General features: G+C 60.4%; 24 protein-coding genes. 8 read left to right on the top strand and 16 right to left on the bottom strand.

What is annotated here, in order from left to right:
* Nucleotides 1–82: 82 nt before the first annotated feature.
* Nucleotides 83–1,066, top strand: a complete 984-nt coding sequence (locus MTP37_RS01205) for an aldo/keto reductase (protein WP_249237846.1) — start codon at nucleotides 83–85, stop codon at nucleotides 1,064–1,066.
* Between the two features lie 268 nt (nucleotides 1,067–1,334).
* Here MTP37_RS01205 and MTP37_RS01200 read toward each other — a convergent pair whose 3' ends face one another.
* The 6 genes from MTP37_RS01200 to gpr all read right to left on the bottom strand — a co-directional run bounded on the left by MTP37_RS01200 (nucleotide 1,335) and on the right by gpr (nucleotide 8,483).
* Entirely contained in the window at nucleotides 1,335–2,639 is a 1,305-nt protein-coding gene (locus MTP37_RS01200) for a murein hydrolase activator EnvC family protein (RefSeq protein WP_249237845.1), read from the bottom strand.
* Between the two features lie 133 nt (nucleotides 2,640–2,772).
* Nucleotides 2,773–2,976, bottom strand: a complete 204-nt coding sequence (locus MTP37_RS01195) for a phosphatase (protein WP_249237844.1) — start codon at nucleotides 2,974–2,976, stop codon at nucleotides 2,773–2,775.
* Between the two features lie 120 nt (nucleotides 2,977–3,096).
* Nucleotides 3,097–4,140: an A/G-specific adenine glycosylase gene (locus MTP37_RS01190; protein WP_249237843.1), complete on the bottom strand. Its 1,044-nt coding sequence runs from the start codon at nucleotides 4,138–4,140 to the stop codon at nucleotides 3,097–3,099.
* A 570-nt stretch (nucleotides 4,141–4,710) separates the two neighbouring features.
* Nucleotides 4,711–6,099 carry an asparagine--tRNA ligase gene (gene asnS / locus MTP37_RS01185; protein WP_249237842.1) on the bottom strand — a complete coding sequence of 463 codons (1,389 nt, stop codon included), beginning with the start codon at nucleotides 6,097–6,099 and terminating at the stop codon, nucleotides 4,711–4,713.
* A gap of 340 nt (nucleotides 6,100–6,439) precedes the next feature.
* Nucleotides 6,440–7,576 carry a stage II sporulation protein P gene (spoIIP, locus tag MTP37_RS01180; RefSeq protein ID WP_249237841.1) on the bottom strand — a complete coding sequence of 379 codons (1,137 nt, stop codon included), beginning with the start codon at nucleotides 7,574–7,576 and terminating at the stop codon, nucleotides 6,440–6,442.
* 121 nt (nucleotides 7,577–7,697) lie between these two features.
* Entirely contained in the window at nucleotides 7,698–8,483 is a 786-nt protein-coding gene (gene gpr, locus MTP37_RS01175; protein ID WP_249237840.1) for a GPR endopeptidase, read from the bottom strand.
* Between the two features lie 166 nt (nucleotides 8,484–8,649).
* Between gpr and rpsT the strand changes: the two genes are divergently transcribed.
* On the top strand, nucleotides 8,650–8,910 hold the full coding sequence (gene rpsT / locus MTP37_RS01170) for a 30S ribosomal protein S20 (protein WP_149793985.1): 261 nt from the start codon (nucleotides 8,650–8,652) through the stop codon (nucleotides 8,908–8,910).
* Nucleotides 8,911–8,979: 69 nt separating this feature from the next.
* On the opposite strand, the gene MTP37_RS01165 is transcribed toward rpsT, so the two are convergent.
* The 4 genes from MTP37_RS01165 to MTP37_RS01150 form a co-directional block, all read right to left on the bottom strand.
* Nucleotides 8,980–9,255: a peptidoglycan synthetase gene (locus tag MTP37_RS01165; protein ID WP_249237839.1), complete on the bottom strand. Its 276-nt coding sequence runs from the start codon at nucleotides 9,253–9,255 to the stop codon at nucleotides 8,980–8,982.
* Between the two features lie 98 nt (nucleotides 9,256–9,353).
* Complete coding sequence (locus MTP37_RS01160; protein ID WP_249237838.1) at nucleotides 9,354–9,710, bottom strand: SpoVA/SpoVAEb family sporulation membrane protein; 357 nt, start codon at nucleotides 9,708–9,710, stop codon at nucleotides 9,354–9,356.
* Nucleotides 9,707–10,729, bottom strand: a complete 1,023-nt coding sequence (locus MTP37_RS01155; RefSeq protein WP_249237837.1) for a stage V sporulation protein AD — start codon at nucleotides 10,727–10,729, stop codon at nucleotides 9,707–9,709. Before MTP37_RS01155 ends, MTP37_RS01160 begins: the two co-directional genes overlap by 4 nt.
* A 191-nt stretch (nucleotides 10,730–10,920) precedes the next feature.
* Entirely contained in the window at nucleotides 10,921–11,382 is a 462-nt protein-coding gene (locus MTP37_RS01150; RefSeq protein WP_249237836.1) for a SpoVA/SpoVAEb family sporulation membrane protein, read from the bottom strand.
* Nucleotides 11,383–11,466: 84 nt separating this feature from the next.
* Here MTP37_RS01150 and MTP37_RS01145 point away from each other — a divergent pair, with 84 nt between their 5' ends.
* The 6 genes from MTP37_RS01145 (at nucleotide 11,467) to MTP37_RS01120 (ending at nucleotide 16,811) form a co-directional block, all read left to right on the top strand.
* Nucleotides 11,467–12,321 (top strand): M15 family metallopeptidase, encoded by an 855-nt coding sequence (locus MTP37_RS01145; protein WP_249237835.1) that lies wholly within the window; start codon nucleotides 11,467–11,469, stop codon nucleotides 12,319–12,321.
* Nucleotides 12,322–12,451: 130 nt separating this feature from the next.
* A complete protein-coding gene (locus MTP37_RS01140; protein WP_249237834.1) occupies nucleotides 12,452–13,027 on the top strand; it encodes a DUF4358 domain-containing protein in 576 nt (191 codons plus the stop codon).
* A gap of 132 nt (nucleotides 13,028–13,159) precedes the next feature.
* Nucleotides 13,160–14,578 carry an MBOAT family O-acyltransferase gene (locus MTP37_RS01135; RefSeq protein ID WP_249237833.1) on the top strand — a complete coding sequence of 473 codons (1,419 nt, stop codon included), beginning with the start codon at nucleotides 13,160–13,162 and terminating at the stop codon, nucleotides 14,576–14,578.
* Between the two features lie 12 nt (nucleotides 14,579–14,590).
* The gene (locus tag MTP37_RS01130) at nucleotides 14,591–15,763 is read left to right on the top strand and encodes a DHHW family protein (protein ID WP_249237832.1); all 1,173 of its coding nucleotides are present in this window, start codon (nucleotides 14,591–14,593) and stop codon (nucleotides 15,761–15,763) included.
* Between the two features lie 292 nt (nucleotides 15,764–16,055).
* Nucleotides 16,056–16,373, top strand: coding sequence for a hypothetical protein (locus MTP37_RS01125; RefSeq protein ID WP_249237831.1), 318 nt, complete (start codon nucleotides 16,056–16,058; stop codon nucleotides 16,371–16,373).
* A gap of 111 nt (nucleotides 16,374–16,484) precedes the next feature.
* Complete coding sequence (locus MTP37_RS01120) at nucleotides 16,485–16,811, top strand: hypothetical protein (RefSeq protein WP_249237830.1); 327 nt, start codon at nucleotides 16,485–16,487, stop codon at nucleotides 16,809–16,811.
* A 73-nt stretch (nucleotides 16,812–16,884) separates the two neighbouring features.
* Here MTP37_RS01120 and MTP37_RS01115 read toward each other — a convergent pair whose 3' ends face one another.
* The 6 genes from MTP37_RS01115 to hrcA form a co-directional block, all read right to left on the bottom strand.
* Entirely contained in the window at nucleotides 16,885–17,235 is a 351-nt protein-coding gene (locus MTP37_RS01115; RefSeq protein ID WP_249237829.1) for a type II toxin-antitoxin system RelE/ParE family toxin, read from the bottom strand.
* Complete coding sequence (locus MTP37_RS01110; RefSeq protein WP_249237828.1) at nucleotides 17,216–17,470, bottom strand: type II toxin-antitoxin system prevent-host-death family antitoxin; 255 nt, start codon at nucleotides 17,468–17,470, stop codon at nucleotides 17,216–17,218. The genes MTP37_RS01115 and MTP37_RS01110 overlap by 20 nt, the downstream gene beginning before the upstream one ends.
* 149 nt (nucleotides 17,471–17,619) lie before the next feature.
* Entirely contained in the window at nucleotides 17,620–18,798 is a 1,179-nt protein-coding gene (gene dnaJ / locus MTP37_RS01105; RefSeq protein ID WP_249237827.1) for a molecular chaperone DnaJ, read from the bottom strand.
* Nucleotides 18,799–19,066: 268 nt separating this feature from the next.
* A complete protein-coding gene (dnaK, locus tag MTP37_RS01100) occupies nucleotides 19,067–20,896 on the bottom strand; it encodes a molecular chaperone DnaK (RefSeq protein WP_249237826.1) in 1,830 nt (609 codons plus the stop codon).
* A 101-nt stretch (nucleotides 20,897–20,997) separates the two neighbouring features.
* A complete protein-coding gene (locus MTP37_RS01095; RefSeq protein WP_249237825.1) occupies nucleotides 20,998–21,627 on the bottom strand; it encodes a nucleotide exchange factor GrpE in 630 nt (209 codons plus the stop codon).
* Nucleotides 21,624–22,697: a heat-inducible transcriptional repressor HrcA gene (gene hrcA, locus MTP37_RS01090; protein WP_249237824.1), complete on the bottom strand. Its 1,074-nt coding sequence runs from the start codon at nucleotides 22,695–22,697 to the stop codon at nucleotides 21,624–21,626. Before hrcA ends, MTP37_RS01095 begins: the two co-directional genes overlap by 4 nt.
* Nucleotides 22,698–22,939 lie beyond the last annotated feature (242 nt).

Here is a 22,939-nt window from a genome sequence, read left to right as displayed (position 1 = left end):
ACAAAAAATACAACAAAGAATGCCAGTTACGGAATGAGATGCTCCCATTGCGGGGAACACTGCTGGCATGGAGGGAAAGTATATGCAAAACATCAACATTGGCAAAAGCGGCATTCAGGTGCCGTTTCTGGGCATGGGCACCTGGGCCATCGGCGGCGGCTCCTGGTGGGGCGACAACGACGACGCCCTGTCGGTAAAGGCCATCCAGACTGCTGTGGAGCAGGGCATCCAGTGGATCGACACCGCTCCCATCTACGGCCTGTACCACAGCGAGACCGTGGTGGGCGAGGCCATGAAGCACATCGACCGCGACAAGGTGGTGCTTTCCACCAAGTGCGGTCTGGAGTGGCGGCACGAGACGCCGGTGCTGCACAAGGTCGTGGACGGCACTGCCGTCTACCGTGACCTGTCTGCCCAGAGCATCATCGAGGATGTGGAGGACAGCCTGCGCCGCCTGCACACCGATCATCTGGATGTGCTGTACACCCACTGGCAGAGCCCCGATTTCGGCATCTACCCGCTGGAAGAGACGGTGGAGGCCATGATGAAGCTGAAGGAGCAGGGCAAGATCCGGGCCATCGGTGCTTCCAATGTCACTGCGGACATCATCCGCGGCTACTGCAAGTATGGTCAGCTGGACGTCATTCAGGAAAAGTACAGCCTGCTGACCCGCCGCGTGGAAAAGCAGCTGCTGCCCACCTGCAGGGAGCTGGGCGTTTCGGTGCAGGCATACTCTCCGCTGGAGCAGGGCCTGCTGACCGGCAAGGTGACCATGGACACCACCTATCCCGAGGGCAGCACCCGCAACTCCAACCCCAGCTTCCAGCCCGCTCGCCGGGCACAGGCGCTGGACATGCTGGCAAAGTGGGGCGACCTGACCGAAAAATACGACTGCTCTCTGGCACAGCTGGTCATTGCCCTGACCGCCCGCATGATCCCGGGCCTGCATGTGCTGTGCGGTGCCCGCACCCCGCAGCAGGTGATGGACAACGCCGGTGCGCTGAACATCAAGCTGGACGGTGCCGATGCCGTCCGCATGAAGTGGGACGTGGATGCTATTTCCTGATGGGTTGACCATTTGAATGGCCTCCGCTTCGCTCTGGCCATATTTAGAGGAATTATTCTTTTATGTTTGGGTTCTGAAAAGCCTGCGGGCTTTTCAGGACCCTTTTTTCACGCAAAAGATCGAAACCGGCAGATGATGCCGTTTTTCTTTATGATTCTTTCTGTGAAAATGCAATGCCGGACAGCCCGCAGGCCGTCCGGCATTGCTCTTATAAAAATAAAAATTCCGCTGTTTATGGCCAGAGCAAAGCGGAGGCCATTTAAGATCGTCAGCCGTTCTCCTTCCAGAACAAACCGCCGGAGGTCTGGAACAGCGGCCATGGGTTCACGCTCTTGCTGCCAAGCTTGAAGTCCATGGTCAGCTCCTCGCCCAGCACGCCCACGGCCTGCCCCTTTTCCACCGTCTGCCCGGCAGAGACAGAAAGTGCCTGCAGCCCATACAGGTAGCTGCGCATCCCGCAGCCGTGGTCAATGACCACCGTGTTTCCGGTGAGGGCCAGCTCTGCGGCCAGCACCACCACGCCGTTTGCCGGGGCGCGGCAGGGCTCGCCGGGAATGGTGTAGAGCTTTGTGGAGTTGGAGCGGCTGCCCTGCCGGCCGTTGGCCACCCTGACCTGACCGTAATCCACCAGCGTGGTGTAGCTTTCCACAGGGTTCACAAAGCCGCCCTGCCAGAGCTTTTCCCGGGCAGGTGCTTCGTACAGGCCCCAGACCGCATTGCGGAACTGGGTGTTCGCCGCTTCCGATGCATCCGGCTCCGGCTCCGCATCCACCGTGCCGAAATCTCTGGGCAGCACGACGATGCTGCGGCTGACCGTCTCGCCGTTCACCGTGATGTTCACCTCATGCCCGCCGGAGGAAGCGTTGTAAGCCGCCGGGATATAGGCCCGCCAGCCATCCGGTGCACGCACGCACTGCACATTGCCGAGGTCTGTTTCCACCGTGGGGGCCGCATCGCCGGTCATGCCGGAAATGCGCAGGCCCACCACGCCGCCCTGCTCTACCCGCTCGGCCGAAAGCTCTGCCTCTGCGCTGGCCTGCAGGGTGAACCGGAAGGCATAACGATACCAGCCGGTGGGCTTTGCGGGCTTTTCCAGCCTCAGATTCCTGCGCACAGCTCCGGTGCTGCCGCCCTCGAACTGCATCACGGTGCCGCCCTCCGGCACCCGCCAGACGGTCAATTCAGCCTTGTATTCGCCATTGGCCGGGAACAGAAAGCTCTCGTATTCACTGGCGGTGCCCGTGAACACCGTCTCGCCGGAAGCTGTCCGGATGGTCAGGGTGGTATAGACGGACCAGTCCGGCAGGGTGAGGGCCGGGTGGGCCGTGTACAGGATGCCCAGCTTCTGCACCGTGAGGGTCGCCGGGCTGGCGAACACCTTATCCAGCTGTCCGCCGATTAGCGGCACCTGCCAGCAGGCTCCGTTGCTCTCCAGCGCTTCACCGCCGAACTGCGCCGCACTGTCCGGGCAGCTGCCCTCGGTGGTAAAGGCGTAGCTCACCCCCATCACCGCGCCCAGAAACACCCCGACGCCCAGCACCACACCCACGAGCCAGAGCAGAAAACGCTTCATGATGTACTCCTTCCGCAACGCTGTTTTTCTGCATCCCGCCGATAAAAACAGCTTCTATGTAACAAAAAGGGCGCACCGAAACAGTCTTGTGCAGACTGCCGGTGCGCCCGAAAGGTCTTTTGCAGTTCAGGGATTATTCTGCGGCGTCCTCGGCAGGGGCAGAATCCTCAGCGGGAGCAGCGGGCTCAACGGTCTCAGCATCGTCCTCGCCGAACAGCAGACGCTCGTACTCGTCCAGTTCCTTCTCACGGCGGTGCAGATAAACAGCAACAGCGGCAAGGGCACCGGCAACAGCAGCCAGAACAGTGATCACAGCGACCAGGCAAGATTTCTTCATAGGTTCGTACACTCCTTTTTGATTGAAACGGTGTTTCAGCTTTTATCCAGTGCTTGTTGGCTTTTATTATACCCGTTCCTGTCAAAAATTACAACCATTCAGGTCAAAAAGGCCAAAATTTCATACCATAAGCTTCTTATATGACTTAAATGCACCGGGCAGGGTATACTCCGCCTGCAAAGCTTCCCGGCTGGCCCAGACGCAGCCCGCCGGGGCGCTCTGGGCAGGCAGATGCAGCAGGATGCCGCTCATGTGCCACTCGATATGGCTGAAGATATGCTTTGCGGCGGGCAGGACGTCCGGCGCAGCGCAGCCCGTGTCCAGCCCCATGGCCCGCAGACGGGCAAGGACCTCTCCGGCAGCAAGGGCTTCGCCCTCCCACAGCACCGGCTGCCACAGCCCGGCCAGCAGGCCTTTTGCGGGTCGCTGCTGCAAAAGGAAGCCCGCCGGGCTTTCCAGCAGGGCCAGCGTCACCGGCTCCATGCGCCGGGGCTTTGGCGCAGTCTTATGGGGCAGCTCCGGCGCGGTGCCCGCCGCCCGGGCGCGGCAGACTGCCGCCAGCGGGCATTTTTCGCACAAAGGCGCACCGTTCGGCACACAGACCAGCGCCCCCAGCTCCATGAGGGCCTGATTGTAGTCGCCCGCAGCGTCTGGCGGCTGATGCTCCATGACCCGGGCCGTAAAGGCCTTTTTCACCGCCGGTTCGGTGACAACGGCAGGGTCGTTGTACAGGCGGGAAAACACCCGCAGCACATTTCCGTCCACCGCCGGCACCGGGATGCCGAAGCTGATGGAGGCAATGGCCCCCGCCGTGTAGTCCCCGATGCCGGGCAGGGCCCGCAGGGCATCGTAGTCGGCGGGCAGCTGTCCGCCGTACTGCTCGCAGACGATGCGTGCAGCCTTTTGCAGGTTGCGCACCCGGCTGTAGTAGCCAAGGCCCTCCCACAGCTTGTGCAGCTTTTCCTCCCCGCAGGCGGCAAGGGCCGGGATGTCCGGCAGGGCGGCGAGAAAGCGTTGGTAGTAGGGCAGCGCCGCCGAGACCCGGGTCTGCTGCAGCATGATCTCGCTGAGCCATACATGGTAGGGGCTGGGGTCGGTGCGGAAGGGCAGGCTGCGCTGGTTTTTGTAGAACCAGTCCAGCAGGGCAGGAGAGATATTTTCCACTTCTTTTGTGCTCCTTGTTGAAAAGTCAGAATCTTTTTAATGCGCGCCGCGTTCGCTTTGCGCATCTTCAGCGGAAGAATTATTTTTATTTCGGAGCAATGGAACGCCTGCGGGCGTTCCATTGCTCCATTTTCACAGGAGGGGTCGTAGCGGCAGACGCGCTTGCTCCCCCCGAGGGGAGCTGTCGCGCAGCGACTGAGGGGCTTTGAATCGGCGGAGCCGGAAAAAACGGTTAAAAGATCTTCACGCCGAACAGGCGTGAATCTTCAGTTTTTTCCGGTGTAGCCCACTTCTTTAGGATTGTCAAGGGCGTGTAGCCCTTGACCCGTTGCGGGGTGGGTGGAGTCCAGAGGTAGGGAGGGGGGAGTCGGAACACCCCTCCCTGCCTCTGGCCCAGCGGAGCGTCCCTGCACACTGACCGCAAGCAGAAGCTTCCCCCGCAGAGCGCACACTTTTCTGGTTCTCTTTTGGTGTCAAAAGAGAACATTCCTCGGCAGGCAGAAACTTTCCGTTCAACCAAAAAACGGGCCGCTGCGGAATGCAGCAGCCCGGTAAAAGTATGCGCGCTTATCAGAAGCCGTATGCGGTGCGGGGGAAGGGCAGCACATCACGGATGTTCTGGATGCCCGTGAGGTACATGATCATGCGCTCGAAGCCCAAGCCGTAGCCGGAGTGCTCCACGCCGCCGAACTTGCGCAGGTTCAGATACCAGTCGTAGCTGGACTTGTCCAGACCCAGCTCGTCCATGCGTGCTACCAGCTTGTCGTAGTCCTCTTCACGCTGGCTGCCGCCGATCAGCTCGCCGATGCCGGGCACCAGCATATCTGCGGCTGCCACGGTCTTGCCGTCCGGGTTCTGCTTCATGTAGAAGCTCTTGATCTCCTTCGGGTAGTCGGTGACGAACACAGGCTTCTTGAACACCACCTCGGTCAGGTAGCGCTCGTGCTCGGTCTGGATGTCCACGCCCCACTCCACAGGGAACTGGAACTTCTTGTTGTTCTTCTTCAGGATCTCGATGGCCTCGGTGTAGCTGATGCGGCCAAACTCGCTGTTTGCCACCAGCTCCAGACGCTCGATGAGGCCCTTGTCGATGAACTGATTGAAGAAGGCCATTTCATCCGGGCAGTTGTCCAGCACGTAGCGGATGACGTACTTGGTCATAGCCTCGGCAGTGTCCATGTAGCCGGACAGGTCGCAGAATGCCATCTCCGGCTCGATCATCCAGAACTCGGCGGCGTGGCGGGTGGTGAAGCTCTTCTCGGCGCGGAAGGTGGGGCCGAAGGTGTACACCTTGCCGAATGCCATGGCCATGGCCTCGGCTTCCAGCTGGCCGGAAACGGTCAGATTGACCGGCTTCTCGAAGAAGTCCTGGGTGTAATCCACAGTGCCATCCTCGTTCTTGGGCACATTCTCCAGATCCAGCGTGGTGACGCGGAACATTTCACCGGCGCCCTCACAGTCGGAGGCGGTCAGCAGCGGAGAGTGTGCGTAGACGAAGCCGTTCTCCTGGAAGAACTTGTGGATCGCATAAGCGGCGACGCTGCGCACCCGGAATGCAGCGTTGAAGGTGTTGGTGCGGGGGCGCAGGGTGGGCATGGTGCGCAGATACTCCATGCTCATCTTCTTTTTCTGCAGAGGATATTCCTCTGCGGGGCAGTCGCCCAGGATCTCCACGCTGTCGGCGTTCAGCTCAAAGGGCTGCTTTGCCTGCGGGGTGAGCACCAGCCTGCCCTTGATGCGCAGGCTGCTGTACAGACCGGTGTGGATGACCTCATCGTAGTTGGCCAGCTTGCCGGCTTCCAGCACCACCTGCAGGGTCTTGAAGCAGCCGCCGTCCGACAGGGCGATGAAGCCGATGTTCTTGGAGTCTCGGATGTTCTTTGCCCAGCCGCAGACGGTGATCTCGGTGCCGTCGGCGGGGGTGTTTTTGAACAGCGAAACGATCTCGGTACGTTCCATGATAGTTCTCCTTTATAACACAAAAAGACAGCTTTTTCTCCCTGAAAGTTCAGGGCGAACAAGCTGTCTTGTAATGTCCGCGGTGCCACCTGAATTACCGGAAGTGTCCGGTCGCTCACGCGCTCAAAAAAGCGCTGTCCCCCTAACGCAGGACCTGCGGCGCACCTACTGGCGGCCCATTCCAAAAGGCCGTGTTCAGCTTGCTGCTCCCGGGTGTTCGTTCGCGCGGCGCACGGGCGCGGCTCTCAGCTGTGCCGCACTCTCTGGGCCGGACGGCCCGCGTTACTTTTCCCGATCAAGGCATTTGACCTTTAAAAAATAGCACTTTGGCGGCGTTTTGTCAAGCACCACCCAGCAGTGCGGCGGCAAGGCCCTTTGCCGCCAGCTGCCCGGCGTAGAGGGCCTCGTTCAGGTTGTTGCCGTGCCCGCCGATCTCAATGAGCAGGCTGCCGGTGGTCAGGTCCTGATTATAGAACCGGTAGCTGAACAGCACCGGCCGGGTGAACCCGGGGTACATCTCCTCCATGCTGCGCTCCCACGCGGCAGCAAAGCGCAGGTTCTGCCGCCAGCCGGGCAGCCGGACGGTGGTGCCGTTGTCGCACCCGCAGATGATCATGACCTGCGCGGCCTGCCGCCCGTCCACCGTGCACACCGGGGCATAGCGGGAGCCGCTTTCGGTCTCGATGGCGTCCCGGTGGACGTCCAGCACCACCTTGATGCTGGGGTACCGGGCCAGATACTGCTGCACTACAGCCCGGCTGTTGGCATAGCTGCCGGTGTAGCTGGGGTAGTCGTTCAGGGTCTCGTCGTGCAGGGTGTTGATGCCCGCCGCATTGAGGGTGTCGGCCACCACGCGTCCCACCGCACACATGTTCACGCTGCAGTCGGTGCTGCGGGCACCGTCGCCCGGGGCGAACCACAGCCCTGCCGAAAGACGGTAGTCCTCGGTCGCGTGGGTGTGCATCACCAGCACCTGCGGGTCGGGACTGTCCGGCTCGATGGCAAAGGGCAGCGGATTCTGGATCTCTGCCGCAATGTCCGCTGCGCTCTGCCGGGTGTTGTTTTTTATGCTGCCCGCCCCGCAGGGGATGTATTTTTCGCCGCTGCCCTGCGGATATTGCTTTTCAATGATCTTTCCCGCGTCTGCCGGGCGGGCATCCTCCCCCAGCAGGGGCACAAGATAGTCCTCGATGCTGCCCGGCAGTGCCTGCACGGCCTGCGGCAGGGAAGAAGCGGGCCCTTGCGGTACGGACTCCGACTCTGCCTGCTCCTGCACCGAGGATGCCGTTTCTCCTGCGGTCTGCCGACCCAGCCAGAGAAGGGTCTCGGCCATGGGCAGCGGTGCCGCGATGGCCGCTGCCAGCCCCAGCGCCGCGCTGCGGGCAAAGATGCATAGTGCGGCAAACAGCACTGCCGCTTCCAGAAATGGCCTGACCTGCCCCTGTCCCCGGGCGGGCAGCGGGGTCCTGCTGCGCATGGCGGCACCTCCTTCCGGCTGTTTTTATCATTGTATGCCGGGCCGGGTGCAAAATAGCGCAGAATCCCAAAGGGGCTGTGCACTTTCAGGCTGCAGCCGCCACGCTCTGCAAAAAACGTTTTCAGCCGGTCAGCCAGCACAGCTGCGCCACGCTCAGCCGGGGCTGCAGAGCCCGGTTGATGGCTGCTGCCAGCAGAGCTGAGCCGTGGGCAATGACGCTGTCCAGCGCCCGGGGCGTCACCACAAGATCCGCCCCCTCCTCCGCTTCCATCAGGGTGGGGATGCCCGCTGCGACCACCGGCACGCCCAGCATCCCGGCGTCCAGATGCCTTGCGTGGTCTGCCTGCGCCGGGTGCAGCCCGGTGTCCGAAAACTGGATGCTGCGGCCCAGACGCGCACCCTCGGTGCTGCATAGGCTGTCCACACAGATGAGGGCTGCAGGCCGCACCGCTTCCACCATTGCCCCGGCCAGCTGGCACAGGGTGAGCCCGGTGCTGCCCGACACCCCCGGCGCAATGGCGGCCACGGGCCGGATGCCGCGCACCGGCAGCGCATGCTGCGGCCCCATCGTGACCAGCACCTTCTGCACCGTGCGGGGGCCCAGCGCATCTGCCGTGATGCGGCGGCTGCCCACCCCCAGCACCAGCACCGGCCCCTCCGGCGGCAGCAGGGCCCGCAGCTCCGCCGCGCAGGTCTCGATGACGTCGGCGTCCCGCTCGTCCAGCACGCTGACGCTGGGCATCTCCAGCGTCACATACCGTCCCCGGGGCCGGCTGAGCCCCTCCCGCGCGATCTCTACCCGTGTAACGGTGACGCCGCCGCGTTTTGCCGTTGCCAGCCGCACCCCCGCGGGCAGGGCTCCCTCTGCCGTGCCAAACAGCTCATCGGCCATATCCGTAAAGCGCATTTTCTCGCCCCTCCTGCCTGTTTTGGGGCCAAATGCCCCCTCTGTACGCAGAAAGTATGGCAAAAATCAAACTTTTCTAAACAAAAATCAAAAAAACGCTTGCGTTAATACGACAAATATGGTATCATAAGGTGCGCTGTTATAGGTAGCCAAGGAGGTGGAACGAATGCCTAACATCAAATCTCAGAAGGACCGTGTCGTGCAGGCTGTTGCAGAGCAGGCTCACAACAAGGCCATTAAGACCAACCTGAAAACAGTCGTCAAGAAGGCAGACGCTGCCATCGATGCGAATGCCGCTGACAAGGACGCAACCGTCCTGGCTGCTGTTTCCGCGATCGACAAGGCTCGCGCTAAGGGTGTCATCAAGAAGAACACCGCCAGCCGCAAGATCAGCCGTATGGCAAAGCGTGCTAACAAGAACGCTTGATTGCTTTCTGATTGACGAACAAAACCCCTGTACCGGATCTCCGGCACAGGGGTTTTTGTTTTGCCCGCTTTACGGCACGGCGGCAGGCTGTTCCAGATCGCACAGGGCGGCAAGATCGAACTCCGACACCGGCCCCAGAAGCCGCTCCGGCGGCAGGGGATCGGGCGGCTCGGCAAACAGCGCCCACGCAGCCCATGCCGTGGGCACCGCCGCCGCAAGGGCAAGCCCCGGCAGCACCAGAGCCGGGCATGTATGGAACCCGCTGCCCGGCGGCAGTGCTGCCGCCGCACAGACAGCCTGCGCGGCCCACAGCTCCCACAAAAGGGTGGTCCAGCGGTGCTTCATGCACATCACCTCCTGTTTTCCACAGTTTACCGCAGTGCGGTGGAAAAACAGGGCGAAGAGCGGCGGACAAAGTGACGATGTTCTGGTGTATTTCTTCTTCAGTTCTGGTCATGGCTTTTCCCTGCCCAGCTGCACACCACGCCGCACACAAGGCTGGTGGTGATGCCGGCCGCAGCAGCGGTCAGCCCGCCGGTGAGGATGCCCATGGCCCCCTCCTCGGCAAGAGCGGTGCGGACTCCCTTTGCCAGCAGATGCCCAAAGCCCAGCAGGGGCACGGTGGCACCGCAGCCTGCGAACTCGGCCAGCGGGGCATACCACCCGATAGCGGAAAGGACAACGCCCGCCGCCACGTATCCGGTCAGGATGCGGGCCGGGGTCAGGCCGGTCAGGTCGATGAGCAGCTGCCCCGCCGCGCAGATGGCCCCGCCCACGCAGAACGCCCAGAAATAATTCATGTCCTGTCTCCTTTCTGCGGGGCGCGCAGCTCCACCAGATGAGCCACTGCAGGGATGCTCTCCTTCTGCAAAAAGGTCGTCTGGCTCATCAGGGCTCCGGTGGCTACGAACAGCACTCGTTTCTGGCTGCCCCGGCGCAGGCGCGGCAGGATATGCCCGCACAGCACCGCTGCGCAGCAGCCCGGGCCGGAGCCGCCGCTCTTCACCCTCTGCTCGTTCGGGTCAAACAGGATGCATCCGCAGTCCACATGGTTCCGGACGAGCAGGCCCTCGGCGGCCAGCAGCTCCCGCAGCAGCTGACTGCCGGTCTGTCCAAGGTCGCCGGTATAGATGCAGTCGAACTCCTGCGGCTCGGTGTTGGTATCCTTGAAATAGTGCAGCAGGGTCGAAGCCGCTGCGGGAGCCATGGCGGCGCCCATGTTGTTGATGTCCTTTACCTGATAATCCTGCACCCGGCCAAAGGCGGCGGCTGCAATGCCCACGCCCGCACCCTGCGGCTGCAGAAGACAGCACCCGGCAGCGGTGGCCGTCCACTGGGCCGTAGGCGTGCGCACAGCCCCATAGCTCAGGGGCGTGCGGAACTGCCGTTCTGCCGCGCAGAAGTGGCTGGACGCCATAGCCAGCAGCGCCCGGGCCGCACCGCTCTCGCACAAGGCAGCCCCCAGCGCCAGCCCCTCGGCCATGGTGCTGCAGGCCCCGAACAGCCCGGCAAAGGGCACGCCCAGCTCCCGCATGGCGTAGCTGGACGCCGTGCACTGGGCCTGCAGGTCCCCTGCAAGGGCAAGCTGCACCTTTTCCTGCGGGAGCGCCGCCTTTTGCAGGCAGAGCCGCGCGGCACGCAGCTGCAGGTATGTTTCCGCAGCTTCCCAGCTGGACTGGCCAAAGCGGTTGTCTGCGCTCAGTTCATCGAACTCTGCAGCCAGCGGGCCTTCGCCCTCTTTTTTGCCGCCCACTGCCGCCCCTGCAGCAATGACCGGCGGCGTCTGGAACAGCAGGGTGTCCCCGCACCGGATCGACATAGGCAAAATTTCTCCTTTCCGGCAACAAACGCGGAACTTGTCGGGGCAAGGCCCCTCCATCTTGCTGACGCAAGACCGTTCGGTCGCTTAAAAGCCCCACTGGGGCTTTCATTGTTCCGCTTCGCTTCACAAACGCGAATTTTATGGTACAATAGCAGTGCGCCGCAATTTGTCGGCATGCTGACTCGTTTTTATAAAAGGACGGGCATCCCCAGCGTGTCCAGCACCCACAGCACCGCGCCGTACACCACCGCCGCCAGCGTACCATATACGATGACCGGCCCGGCGATGGTGAACATCTTGGCCCCGGTGCCCAGCACCCGGCCCTCGGCCTTGAACTCGATGGCTGCGCTGACCACTGCGTTGGCAAAGCCTGTGATGGGCACCAGCGACCCGGCCCCCGCCTTTGCCGCCAGCTTCTGATACCACCCCAGCGTGGTAAGCACCGCCGAAAGGGCAATGAGCGTGCAGCTGGTCAGGGTACCGGCAAGGTCGGCTTCCATCCCCATGGCAAGATACCGCTGGCGCAGTATCTCGCCCAGCAGGCAGATGCCGCCGCCCACGCAAAAGGCCCACAGACAGTCTGTTCCCAGAGGTGAGTGCGGCCCCACACGCCGCACCCGGCGCGCATATTCCTGTGCTGTCATCTTCATATCCTGCTCCCTCCGGGCATAGTCTGCCCATGAGATGCCCATTCTATACACAATGGTACAATCCCGCCGGAAAGGAGGCTTTCCATGCATCCGACTCCCCATCACCGCCATCCTCTGCGCCCGGCTGCGCGCCGTTTGTTTGCTTTCACCCTTGCGGCCTGCGCGGCTGCGGGCGGAGTCTCTTTTCTTCTCAGCCGTCATGCCGCCGTTCCCAGTGCATCGGCGGCTTCCGTCAGCAGTACCGCAGCCGAAGCTGCTCCTGCTTCCAGTGCGGCTTCGGCTGCGGAGGAAGAGCCCGGCCTGCTCTCCGCTCAGCAGGCGCAGGCCATGCTGGACGACCCCCGCATGGTGCTGGTGAACCATACCAACAAGATGCCGGAGGACTACACCTTTACCACCAGAGAATGCGGTTCGGCCACCGCCGTCAATAAGACCCTGCAGACCGAAGCCGCCGACGCCTTTCTTGCCATGCAGGCCGCTGCCGCCAAAGAGGGCGTGACCATCTGGATGCAGAGCGGCTACCGCAGCGTGAAGTATCAGGAAGGGCTCTACAACAAAAAGACCCAGTATTATCTGGACAAGGGGCTGAGCCGGGCCGAGGCCCTGCAGAAGGCCGCTTCCATCGTGAACCCTCCGGGCTACTCCGAGCACAACTGCGGCCTTGCCGCCGACCTGAACAGCCCGGAGTACACCGGCCTTGACACGGGCTTTGAAAAGACGGCGGCCTTCCGATGGCTGAAGGCCCACGCCGTGGAGTACGGCTTCATCCTGCGGTATCCCAAGGACGCCGAAGCCGTCACCGAGATCACCTATGAGCCGTGGCACTGGCGCTATGTAGGGCCGGAGAATGCGGCTCTCATCCAGCAGAGCGGCCTGTGCCTTGAGGACGCCGTTGCCCTGCTGCAGAAGCTGGCCGCAGGGAAAAACACGGCCGGTTAAAAATCCGTAAAACTGGTGGTCTGCGCGTTGCATTTTGCACGCGGTTATGGTAAGATAACAATAGTCTGCCCTGATGCAGGACCGCTTTGGGCAGCTGCGAGAATGTTTTGAACAAAAGAAGGAATATTTTATGATAAATCGCACAAAAATCATTGCAATCACCCTCACCGGTGCGCTGGCTGCAGCTGCACTGACCGGCTGCGGCGGCAGCAGCTCTTCCGCTGCGCCGTCCTCCGTTTCCACCGCTGCGGCGGAATCTCCCGCTTCCAGCGCCGCTGTGTCCTCTGTGGTGGACAATGCGGAAAACGGCACCGATACACTGGACGGCATCTACAGTACCCTGCTGGAGCAGGACCCCATTTCCAACCAGTTCGAGATCGCAGCCATGAACATTGAGTACGACTTCGGCCTGAAGGCTGAGGACGTGGTAAGCTACAAGGGCGTCAAGAGCAACGACAACGGCGACGCCGGTCTGGTGTTGGTGGTGGAAGCCGCCGACGGCAAGGCCGAGGATGTGGCAAACCAGCTGGCTGCCTACCAGCAGGATCAGGTGGCCTTCTACGGCAACTATGCCGAGTTCGCGCAGGCACAGGACAACGTGGAGAACGCCGTCATCGCCTTCAAGGACAACACCGTGGTCATGGTGATCGCATCCAACGAGTGCACCGCTGATCTGGACAGCGCCGTGGACAGCGCTCTGGCATAAACCCGAACCACCCGAAGCCGGTGCCATTTGCGGCATCGGCTTTTTTCGGTAGAAAGCCCTCCCTTACCCGGGATGGCTCCCCCTTGGGGGAATACTGAATCTGTAATTCCGTGTAAAAAGGAGGCTGACGCCTTGGTTTTCAGCACCATAATCTTCCTGTTCCGCTTTCTGCCCATCACGCTGGCGCTGTACTACCTTGCACCCCCGAAGCTCAAGAATACCGTGCTGTTTTTGTGCAGTCTGGTGTTCTACTGCTGGGGCGAGGTACGCTTCTTCCCGGTGATGGTGGCCCTGATCCTGATCAACTATATCAGCGGCCTTGCCATCGAGCATTTTGACCAGCGCCCGGCCCTTCGCAGAGCGTTCCTGCTTGCCGCCCTGATCGGCAGCCTTGGGATGCTGTTCTATTTCAAATACGCAAACTTCGTTCTGCGCAGCGTCAATGCCCTGCTGGGCACCGGCTTTGCCGAGATCCAGGGCATCGGCACCCTGCCGCTGGGCATCAGCTTCTACACCTTCCAGACTCTGTCCTACTCCATCGACGTCTACCGCCGGGATGTGAAGGCGGAGCGCAATATCATCGACTTCGGTGCCTATGTGGTCATGTTTCCGCAGCTCATCGCGGGCCCCATCGTCAAGTACCGCGATGTTTCCAGCCAGCTGCACGTATACCGGCACCGCTACAGCCTGCAGCAGATCGAAGAGGGCATGACCCTGTTCACCTTCGGCCTTGCCAAAAAGGTGCTGCTGGCGGACGCCATCGGTGCTTTGTGGACCGACATCATCGGGGTGGCAGACAGCCCCTCCACCACCTTTGTGGGCCTTGCCAACGCCTCCACCCCGCTGGTGTGGCTGGGCATCATCGCCTACAGCCTGCAGCTCTATTTTGACTTTTCCGGCTACTCCATGATGGGCATCGGCATGGGCAAGATGCTGGGCTTCGATTTCCCCGCGAACTTCAATTACCCGTATATCTCCGCATCCATCACCGAGTTCTGGCGGCGCTGGCACATGACCCTGTCCGGCTGGTTCCGGGAGTATGTATATATCCCGCTGGGCGGCAACCGCAAGGGCCTGAAGCGCCAGATCTTCAACCTGTTCGTGGTGGAGCTGCTCACCGGCATCTGGCACGGCGCGAACTGGAACTTCATCTGCTGGGGCCTGTACTACTTTGTACTGCTGGCGGCAGAAAAGCTGTTTTTGCTGCCCCACCTGCAAAAGGGTAAAGTCTGGCCCCACATCTACACCCTGTTCCTCGTGGTGGTGGGCTGGGCCATGTTCGTGGGCAACGACACGGGCGTAAGCTTCGGCCTGCTGTTCCAGAAGCTGTTCATCCCCTCCGGCGGCGTATCTCCGCTGTATTTCCTGCGCAACTACGGTGTGCTGCTGGCGGTGAGCGTGGTGTGCTGCACCCCGCTCATTGAAAAGCTCTGGGATGTGCTGCGCAGGAACGTGGTCACCCGCTGTGCCGCCATCCTAACCTTGCTGGTGATCTCCACCGCCTACGTGGTGGGCAGCACCAACAGCCCGTTCCTCTACTTTAACTTTTAAGGAGGCGTGAAGATGGACAAGCATTCCAAACGATCTTCTTCGCTCCTGCACTACCCGGTGCTGGTGGTGTTCAGCCTGTTCTTTATTGGTCTGTTCGCACTGGACCTTATTACACCGGACCGTGCCTACAGCGAAATGGAGAACACCACCCTCAGCCAGCGCCCGGCGCTGACCCAGCTTTCTGCCAAGGGGCTGAACAGCTATTTTACCGCCTACACCAAATACGTGAAGGATCAGGTGTTCGGCCGCGATAACTGGATCAGCTTGCAGAGCGTGGTGGAGACCACCCTGCTGCAAAAGGAGCAGAGCGGCGGCATCCTGCTGGGCAAAGAGCACATGATGTTCCCCCGCACCTTCGGCCTGCTGGACAGCGAGAACCGCACCCTGCCCAAAAACACCGCCGCCGTGGAAGCGCTGTGTCAGCGGTACCCGGGTAAGGTGAATGTTCTGCTGGCACCGGCGGCATCGGTGATCTATCCGGAGAAAGTGCCAGCAAATGCGCCGCTTCTGGACGAGGATGCCTACCTTGACCAGCTCTCTGCCGCCGTGCAGGCGGCAGGCGGCCGCTTTGTGGACGTGCGGCAGACCCTTGCCGAGCACAAGGACGAATATATCTACTACCGCACCGACCACCATTGGACGAGCCTTGGCGCATACTACGCCTACCAGCAGCTCTGCGGTGCGCTGGGCCTGACCCCCTTCGACCCCGCCGCGCACACCGCTCTGACGGCCGAAAACTTCTACGGCACCCACTACTCCAAGGCCCGCACATGGAATGCAGTGCCGGATACCATCACCTACTACGACCTGCCGAACACCCTGACCATCTGGAATGTGACGGCGGCAGGCCAGCCGACGGACGGCCAGACCACCGGTCTGTACGACACCGACAAGCTGAATGTGTACGACAAATACGCCATGTTCCTGCACGGCAACAACGGCCTGAGCCGCATCGAGGGCAGCGGCACCGGACGCATTCTGGTCATCAAGGACAGCTACGCCAACTGCTTTGCGCCCTACCTGACCGCAAACTATGCCGAGATCGACGTGGTGGACTTCCGCAACTACAACTACGGGCTGGATCAGCTGATCGCCGACAACGGCTACGACCAGATTTTGGTGCTGTACAGCTTTGACAGCTTCAAGAGCGACCCGTACCTCTACCGTGCCGGAGTAGCGGGGTAAACCCGCCTTCTCCCGCACAGGAACACACCCCTCTGCCGACCGCCCAGCGCGGTTTGCAGAGGGGTGTATTTTATTGCAGTGCTTTTCCACAAATTTTTCCAGTTCTTTTCGGAAGTCTCTCCAGTTTTTGCGCAGACTGCTTATTTTCCTCTTGAAAAAAGGTGACGGCTGTTGTATAATCGCGGTGTAGAGAGAAGTCTCTGCAATGCGGGTTACTTTGGTGTGAACGGCTCAGACATGTGTCGTTTTGGTAGCTTTGATTCAAAGGAGTGTTATTATGGAAAACAAGATCATGATGCCTGCTTCCTACAACGTTCTGTCTTATGACGAGATGACCTATACCGAGGGTGGCGCTGATGCTACTATGACCGAAGCACTGCTGTGCTGGTTCATCGGACCCTACGGCTGGATCAAGGGTCTGTCTGCAGCTCGTAACTACCGCAAGGCTAATCCGAATACCTGGTTGGATACCGGTCTCGATGATCTGGGCAAGGATATGGAGAAGAGCGTGCCCAATGCAATCCGCGACATCGCGTGCACTGCTTGGTTCATCAGCACCAGTATGACCGGTGTCGGCCTGATTATCAACGCAGCGGTCGTCCTGCTTTGACCCACCTTACCGCATAGCGCACGAGTAAACCAAAGGGCTTTTTTGCGGCGGCTCTTCAAACAGAAGAGCCGCCGCTTTTATTATTGATATTCCTCCAAGGAGGTTGTTTTTATGAACAGCATCACTCTCCCCGCAAATTACAATATTCTTTCCTGCGATGAGATGACCTACACCGAGGGCGGCGTAGGCGTTGTGCAGGCCGTCATGGCCTGGTTCCCGCTGTACGGCTGGTATAAGGCCGTTTCCACCATCCACGATTACCGCAAGGCAAACATCAACTCCAACTGGGTGGAGAACGGCATGAACGCTCTGGTCGTCCACGCTGAAAAGAGCTCTCTGAACACCATCCACGATGCAGGATGCAGCTTCTGGTTTGCTGCATCCTGTGCGAGCATCATCGGTCTGGTTCCCAATGCACTGATCATCTTTGGCTCCTAAGCGTCCCCTGTATCTCCCTGAACAAGCAAAAAGCGGCGGCACCTCCCGGTTGGGAAGTGCCGCCGCCTGTTGTTTATGATCCTTCCTGCTCCGGCAGTTCTGTTTTGTCAAACAGTACCCGCAGGTAATCCCTGCGGCCATAGAGAACACGGTCGATAAAAATATTCTCACGCGTAATACGGTAAAACACCATATAGCTTCCGCAAACAAGAAATCTCTCATCACTATTGGCTCCAGAGATCGATGCTAAAGCTGCTCCCATCAACGGATTATCGTTTAGAAGCCGGATCTTTTTTGTGATGCGTTTTATCACCTCCATTGCTGCCTTGGGATTCTCCAAATCAACAGCAATATACGATTTTATTTCCAAAAGATCTTTTTGGGCCGCTCTTGATAATTGTAGCTTATTCATTTGTGATTCCAAGTGATTTCTCCACTTCCTCCACGCTCAGCCAGCCCTCCTCTTCGCCGGAGCGGCGGCCCTTGGCGATCTCGCTCATCAGGCGGATGGTCGCCTGCGCCTTTTCGTAATCACGCAGCTCCACAATGGCGTATTTTCCGCGGCCATTTTTGGTGAGGAACACCGGCGAGCCTTCTTCTACATCGCGCAGCACCTCATTGTAGTTTCTCAGGTCAGAGATCGGTTTGATATTGGGCATAGTATCCACTCCTTTCAGCCTTAGTATACCGCAGTATGCTGTAAAATTCAACGTAAAATTTGCAGCGAATCGTGGCTGCAACAAAAAAGCGGCGGCACCTCCCAACCGGGAAGTGCCGCCGCTTTTGCGTTATGCCATGCTTTTTATGTTCAGCTGTTGAACATGTCCTTCAGCTTTTTGAAGAAGCCCTTGCGCTTTTCGTAGTTTTCCTCTTTCAGGGTGCCCTCAAATTTCTTCAGGGCCTCCCGCTGGGTCTTGTTCAGCTTCTTGGGGATCTCCACCTCGCATTTGACGTACATATCACCCCGGCCGCGGCCGTTCAGATACTGGATGCCCTTGCCGCGCAGGCGGAAGGTGGTGCCGCTCTGGGTGCCCTCGGGCACGGTGTACTCCACCTTGCCGTCAATAGAAGGCACCTGCACGGTGTCGCCCAGCACGGCCTGACTGAAGGTGATGGGCACGGTGACCCACACATCATAGCCGTCGCGCTGGAACACCTCGCTGGGGCGCACCGTGACCATGACGATCACATCACCGGCAGGGCCGCCGTTGGCACCAGCATCGCCCATGCCGCGCAGTGCAAAGCTCTGATCGTCGTCGATGCCCATGGGGATGGACACCTCCAGCGTCTTTTTGGCAGCGACCTTGCCCGCGCCGTGGCAGACCTTGCAGGGGTTCTTGACCAGCTTGCCCTTGCCGCCGCAGCGGGAGCAGGGCTGCTGGGTCTGCATCACACCAAAGGGGGTGCGCTGCTGGCGGATGACGAAGCCGCGGCCGCCGCAGTCCGGGCAGGTCTCGGGGCTGGAACCGGCAGCACAGCCGCTGCCGTGGCACTCGGTGCACTCCTGCTGGCGGGTGAAGGTGATGTTCTTCTTGCAGCCATGCACCGCCTCGTCAAAGCTCAGGGTGATGCGTACCCGGATGTCCTGACCCTTGCGGGGGGCATTGGGGTTCGCCTGACGGGACGAGCCGCCAAAGCCGCCGAAACCGCCGCCAAAGATATCGCCAAAGATGTCGCCCAGATCCACACCGTCGCCGCCAAAGCCGCCGAAACCGCCCGCACCGGGGCCGCCGCCGTTCTGCGCCGCATAGGTAGGATCAACGCCCGCAAAGCCGTACTGGTCGTACAGCTGGCGCTTTTTCGGGTCCGAAAGCACCTCGTTTGCTTCGTTGACTTCCTTGAACTTTTCCTCGGCATCCTTATCGCCGGGGTTATAGTCCGGGTGGTACTTCATTGCAAGCTTGCGGTATGCCTTTTTGATCTCGGCATCGGTCGCAGTCTTGGATACCCCCAGCACTTCGTAGTAATCACGCTTTTCCTGTGCCATATCCACTCACCTCTCCGGGAACGCCCTCCCCGGGAAACGCCCCGGTCGGTTCCTCCTGTTCAAAAGTTCCCGCTTTGGTTTTTCGCAGCTGTTGTCTGCGCCCTCATCCGTCATGCCACCTTCCCCCGTCCGGGGGAAGGCTTTTACGGCAGCGAGAACTCTTTTACTTATAAACCAGCAAGAGCCGCTCCGGCAAAACCGGAGCGGCTTTTGCTATTCTACGCGTGCGTCCGCCGGTTTGGCCGGGCACACACTGCTGTGTTTTTTATCAGACTTCCTTGAAGTCGGCATCCACAACGCCGTCATCATTGGGCTTCTGCTGGTTGTTTGCACCTGCATCGGGGCCGGGCTGTGCACCGGCGGCCTGCTGTGCGGCAGCGGCTGCCTGATACATCTTCTCGAACACCTGGCTCAGGGCTTCCTGCTTTGCCTTGATGTCGTCCACGTTGCCGGACTGAACAGCGGTCTTCAGGTCGGCCAGCTTGCTCTCGGCCTCGGTCTTGACGTCGGCGGGCAGCTTGTCGCCGTTCTCCTTCAGCATCTTCTCGGTCTGGAACACCATCTGGTCGGCACCGTTGCGGATATCGACCTCTTCACGCTTCTTCTTATCGTCGGCAGCAAACTGCTCAGCTTCCTTCACAGCCTTGTCGATGTCCTCCTTGGACATGTTGGTGGAAGCGGTGATGGTGATGTTCTGCTCCTTGCCGGTACCCAGATCCTTTGCGCTGACCTTCACGATGCCGTTTGCATCGATATCGAAGGTAACTTCGATCTGAGGCACACCACGGGGAGCCGGAGCAATGCCGTCCAGATGGAAGACACCCAAGCTCTTGTTGTCGCGTGCGAACTCACGCTCGCCCTGCAGCACGTTGACCTCAACAGAGGGCTGGTTGTCGGCAGCGGTGGAGAACACCTGACTCTTGTGGGTGGGGATGGTGGTGTTGCGGTCGATGATCTTGGTGCACACGCCGCCCAGAGTCTCAATGCCCAGGCTCAGCGGGGTGACATCCAGCAGCAGCAGGCCCTTGACGTCGCCCTGCAGCACGCCGCCCTGAATGGCAGCACCCACAGCCACGCACTCATCGGGGTTGATGCCCTTGAAGGGCTCGCAGTTCAGTTCCTTCTTGACTGCATCGTAGACAGCGGGGATACGGGTGGAACCACCGACCATCAGGACCTTCTTCAGGTCAGAGGGACGCAGGCCTGCATCCTGCAGAGCCTTGCGGACGGGGCCCATGGTGCGATCCACCAGATCAGCGGTCAGCTCATTGAACTTTGCGCGGGTCAGGGTCATATCCAAGTGCTTCGGGCCGGTAGCGTCGGCAGTGATGAAGGGCAGGTTGATCTGGCTGCTCATTGCGCTGGACAGCTCGATCTTTGCCTTCTCGGCAGCTTCCTTCAGGCGCTGAGCGGCCATCTTGTCCTTGCGCAGGTCGATACCGTTCTCGGTCTGGAATGCGTCTGCCATCCAGTTGATGACGCGCTCATCGAAGTCATCGCCGCCCAGATGGGTATCACCGTTGGTGGCCAGAACCTCGGTAACGCCGTCGCCCATCTCGATGATGGACACATCGAAGGTGCCGCCGCCCAGGTCGTAGACCATGATCTTCTGGTCCTCTTCCTTATCGATGCCGTATGCCAGAGAAGCGGCAGTGGGCTCGTTGATGATACGCTTGACGTTCAGGCCCGCAATGGTGCCTGCGTCCTTGGTGGCCTGACGCTGGCTGTCGTTGAAGTAGGCAGGAACGGTAATGACGGCCTCGGTGACGGACTCGCCCAGATAAGCCTCGGCGTCAGCCTTCAGCTTCTGCAGGATCATAGCGCTGACCTGCTGGGGAGTGTACTCCTTGCCGTTCAGGGTCACCTTGTGATCGGTGCCCATGAAACGCTTGATGGAAGCGACGGTGTTCTCGGGGTTGGTGATGGCCTGACGCTTTGCGACCTGACCCACCAGACGATCGCCGGTCTTGGTAAAGCCGACCACAGACGGGGTGGTGCGTGCACCCTCAGAGTTTGCGATAACAACGGGCTCGCCGCCCTCCATGACAGCCACGCAGCTGTTGGTAGTACCAAGGTCGATACCAATGATCTTACTCATAATGAAAACTCCTCTCGAAAGAACAAATCGTATTGTTTATGTGATGCTCAAATGTTGCTAAGCGGATGTTATATTCAAAACCCTTGCGGGTTTCTGCATTGTTACTCGGCCACCACAACGGTCGCATGGCGGACGATCTTATCGCCCAGCCTGTAGCCCTTCTGGTAGACCGTGATGACGGTGCCGCTCTCCTGTCCGTCCGGGGCGGGGATCTGCTGCACCGCGTTCATGAAGTTGGGGTCAAAGGGCTTGCCCAGCGCTTCGATCTCCTCCACATGGAGGACGTCCAGCGCCTTGGCAGCTTTGTCCAGCGTCATAGTCACGCCCTTTTTGTAGTTCTCGTCGGTGGTGGGGGCGTTGGCCGCCATCTCCAGCGTATCCAGAATGGGAATGATCTGGTTCACCGCAAAGGAAATGCCATCGTTGAACTTCTGGTCGGCTTCGCGGGTGGAGCGCTTGCGGTAGTTCTCGTACTCGGCAGCCATGCGCAGCAGCTGGTCTTTGGCCTGTGCAGCGTTGGCTTCGGCCGCGTCCAGCTTTGCCTTTACGGCTTCCAGCTCGCGGGCCTTCTTGTTGAACCAGCCGCCATCCTTCTTCTTGTCATCCTTCGGGTCGGCAGCTTCAGCAGCAGGCTCCTGTTCGGGTGCTGCCTGCTGGGCCTTCTCCTCGGGAGCCGTTTCGGGCTGCTCCGCTTCCTGAGCCGGAGCCGTCTTTTTTGCTTCTTCGCTCATTCCAGATCCTCCTTATAGATCACAGTCCGCCGGGGTACGGCAGCCTGTGGGGTGTCTTTTCGTTTGCCGCTCATGCCCTCGCCCAGCTGGTCTGCAAAGTAATGCAGCAGCGGCATCAGTTTCTGGAAGGGCATCCGGGTGGGGCCGATCAGTGCGATGGAGCCCCACAGGCCTCCGCCCACCAGATACCGGTCACTCACGATGCACAGGCCCGGGATCTGCGGTTCCAGATCCTCGCCCAGCAGCACGCTCTCGCTGCGGTCTGTCGGGGGAGCGATCAGGGCAGCGGCCTGCTCTTCGTCGTTCAGCAGGGTAAGGATGTCGCCCACCTTGCCGTCCAGCTGAGGCCAGTCCAGCAGATACTGCTCACCGCCCAGAAATACGTGAGGCTTGACGGAATCCTGCAGGATAGCCGCCGCCGCGCTGATGACAGGCACCAGCTCCGGGTCGATCTGGCTGCACAGCTCTGCCAGCAGCCGGGGCGAAAGATCCACCGGCGCCACAAAGGTGAGGTTTCGGTTCAGCAATGCGGCAAGAGCCGCCGCATTCTCGCGGGAGAGGCCGGTGCGTACCCGCGCCACACGGGTGCGGACGTAACCGGCAGTTGTCACGGCCAGCACAGCGGCTGCGCTGCGGCCCACCTGAACGACTTCATAGTGGGCAATGCACAGATCCTCTGCACACGGGGTGCTGATGGCGGCGGTGCAGCCGCTGATGGCGGCCAGCGCCCGGGCTGCGCCCTGCGCCAGCTTTTCCGGCTCGTGGTCGAGGCTTGCGAACACCGCATCCACACGGGCGCGACTCACGCGGTCCAGCGGCTGATCGTCGGTCAGCAGATTATCAAGGTAGTAGCGGTAGCCCTTGGCACTGGGCACACGGCCCGCGCTGGTGTGGGGCTGCTCCAGCAGGCCCAGCTTTGTCAGCGCCGCCATTTCATTGCGGAGCGTTGCGCTGGAAACTGCCATGTCAAAGTAGTTTGCCAGCACGCTGCTGCCAACGGGCTCGCCTTCGAGACCATACAGCGCCACGATCGCCTGCAAGACTCGCTGCTTGCGTGCATCCATCGTCATAGCGCCTGCCTCCTTTTTGCGTTCGCTTTGTTTGTTTAGCACTCCTTGTTCCTGAGTGCTAAGACCATTATAGCCAATTTTCCGGTGCTGTCAAGCCCCTTGGAAAAATGTTATCAAAGATTCATAATTCTGTCATAAAAAGGGATGTGACCTTGGCAGTACGTCAGGCTTTCCGGTTTTGCCAAAGCGTCTGAGGGGGCAAGCCCGCTTCCCGCTGCGCCGCGCTTTTGCAGAAAGCAGCA

Origin of the sequence: Faecalibacterium sp. HTF-F (assembly GCF_023347535.1) — a bacterium.
GTDB lineage: Bacteria > Bacillota > Clostridia > Oscillospirales > Ruminococcaceae > Faecalibacterium > Faecalibacterium wellingii.
Note: the sequence above shows the minus strand (reverse complement) of the source record. Positions and strands in the feature narration are given on the sequence as shown.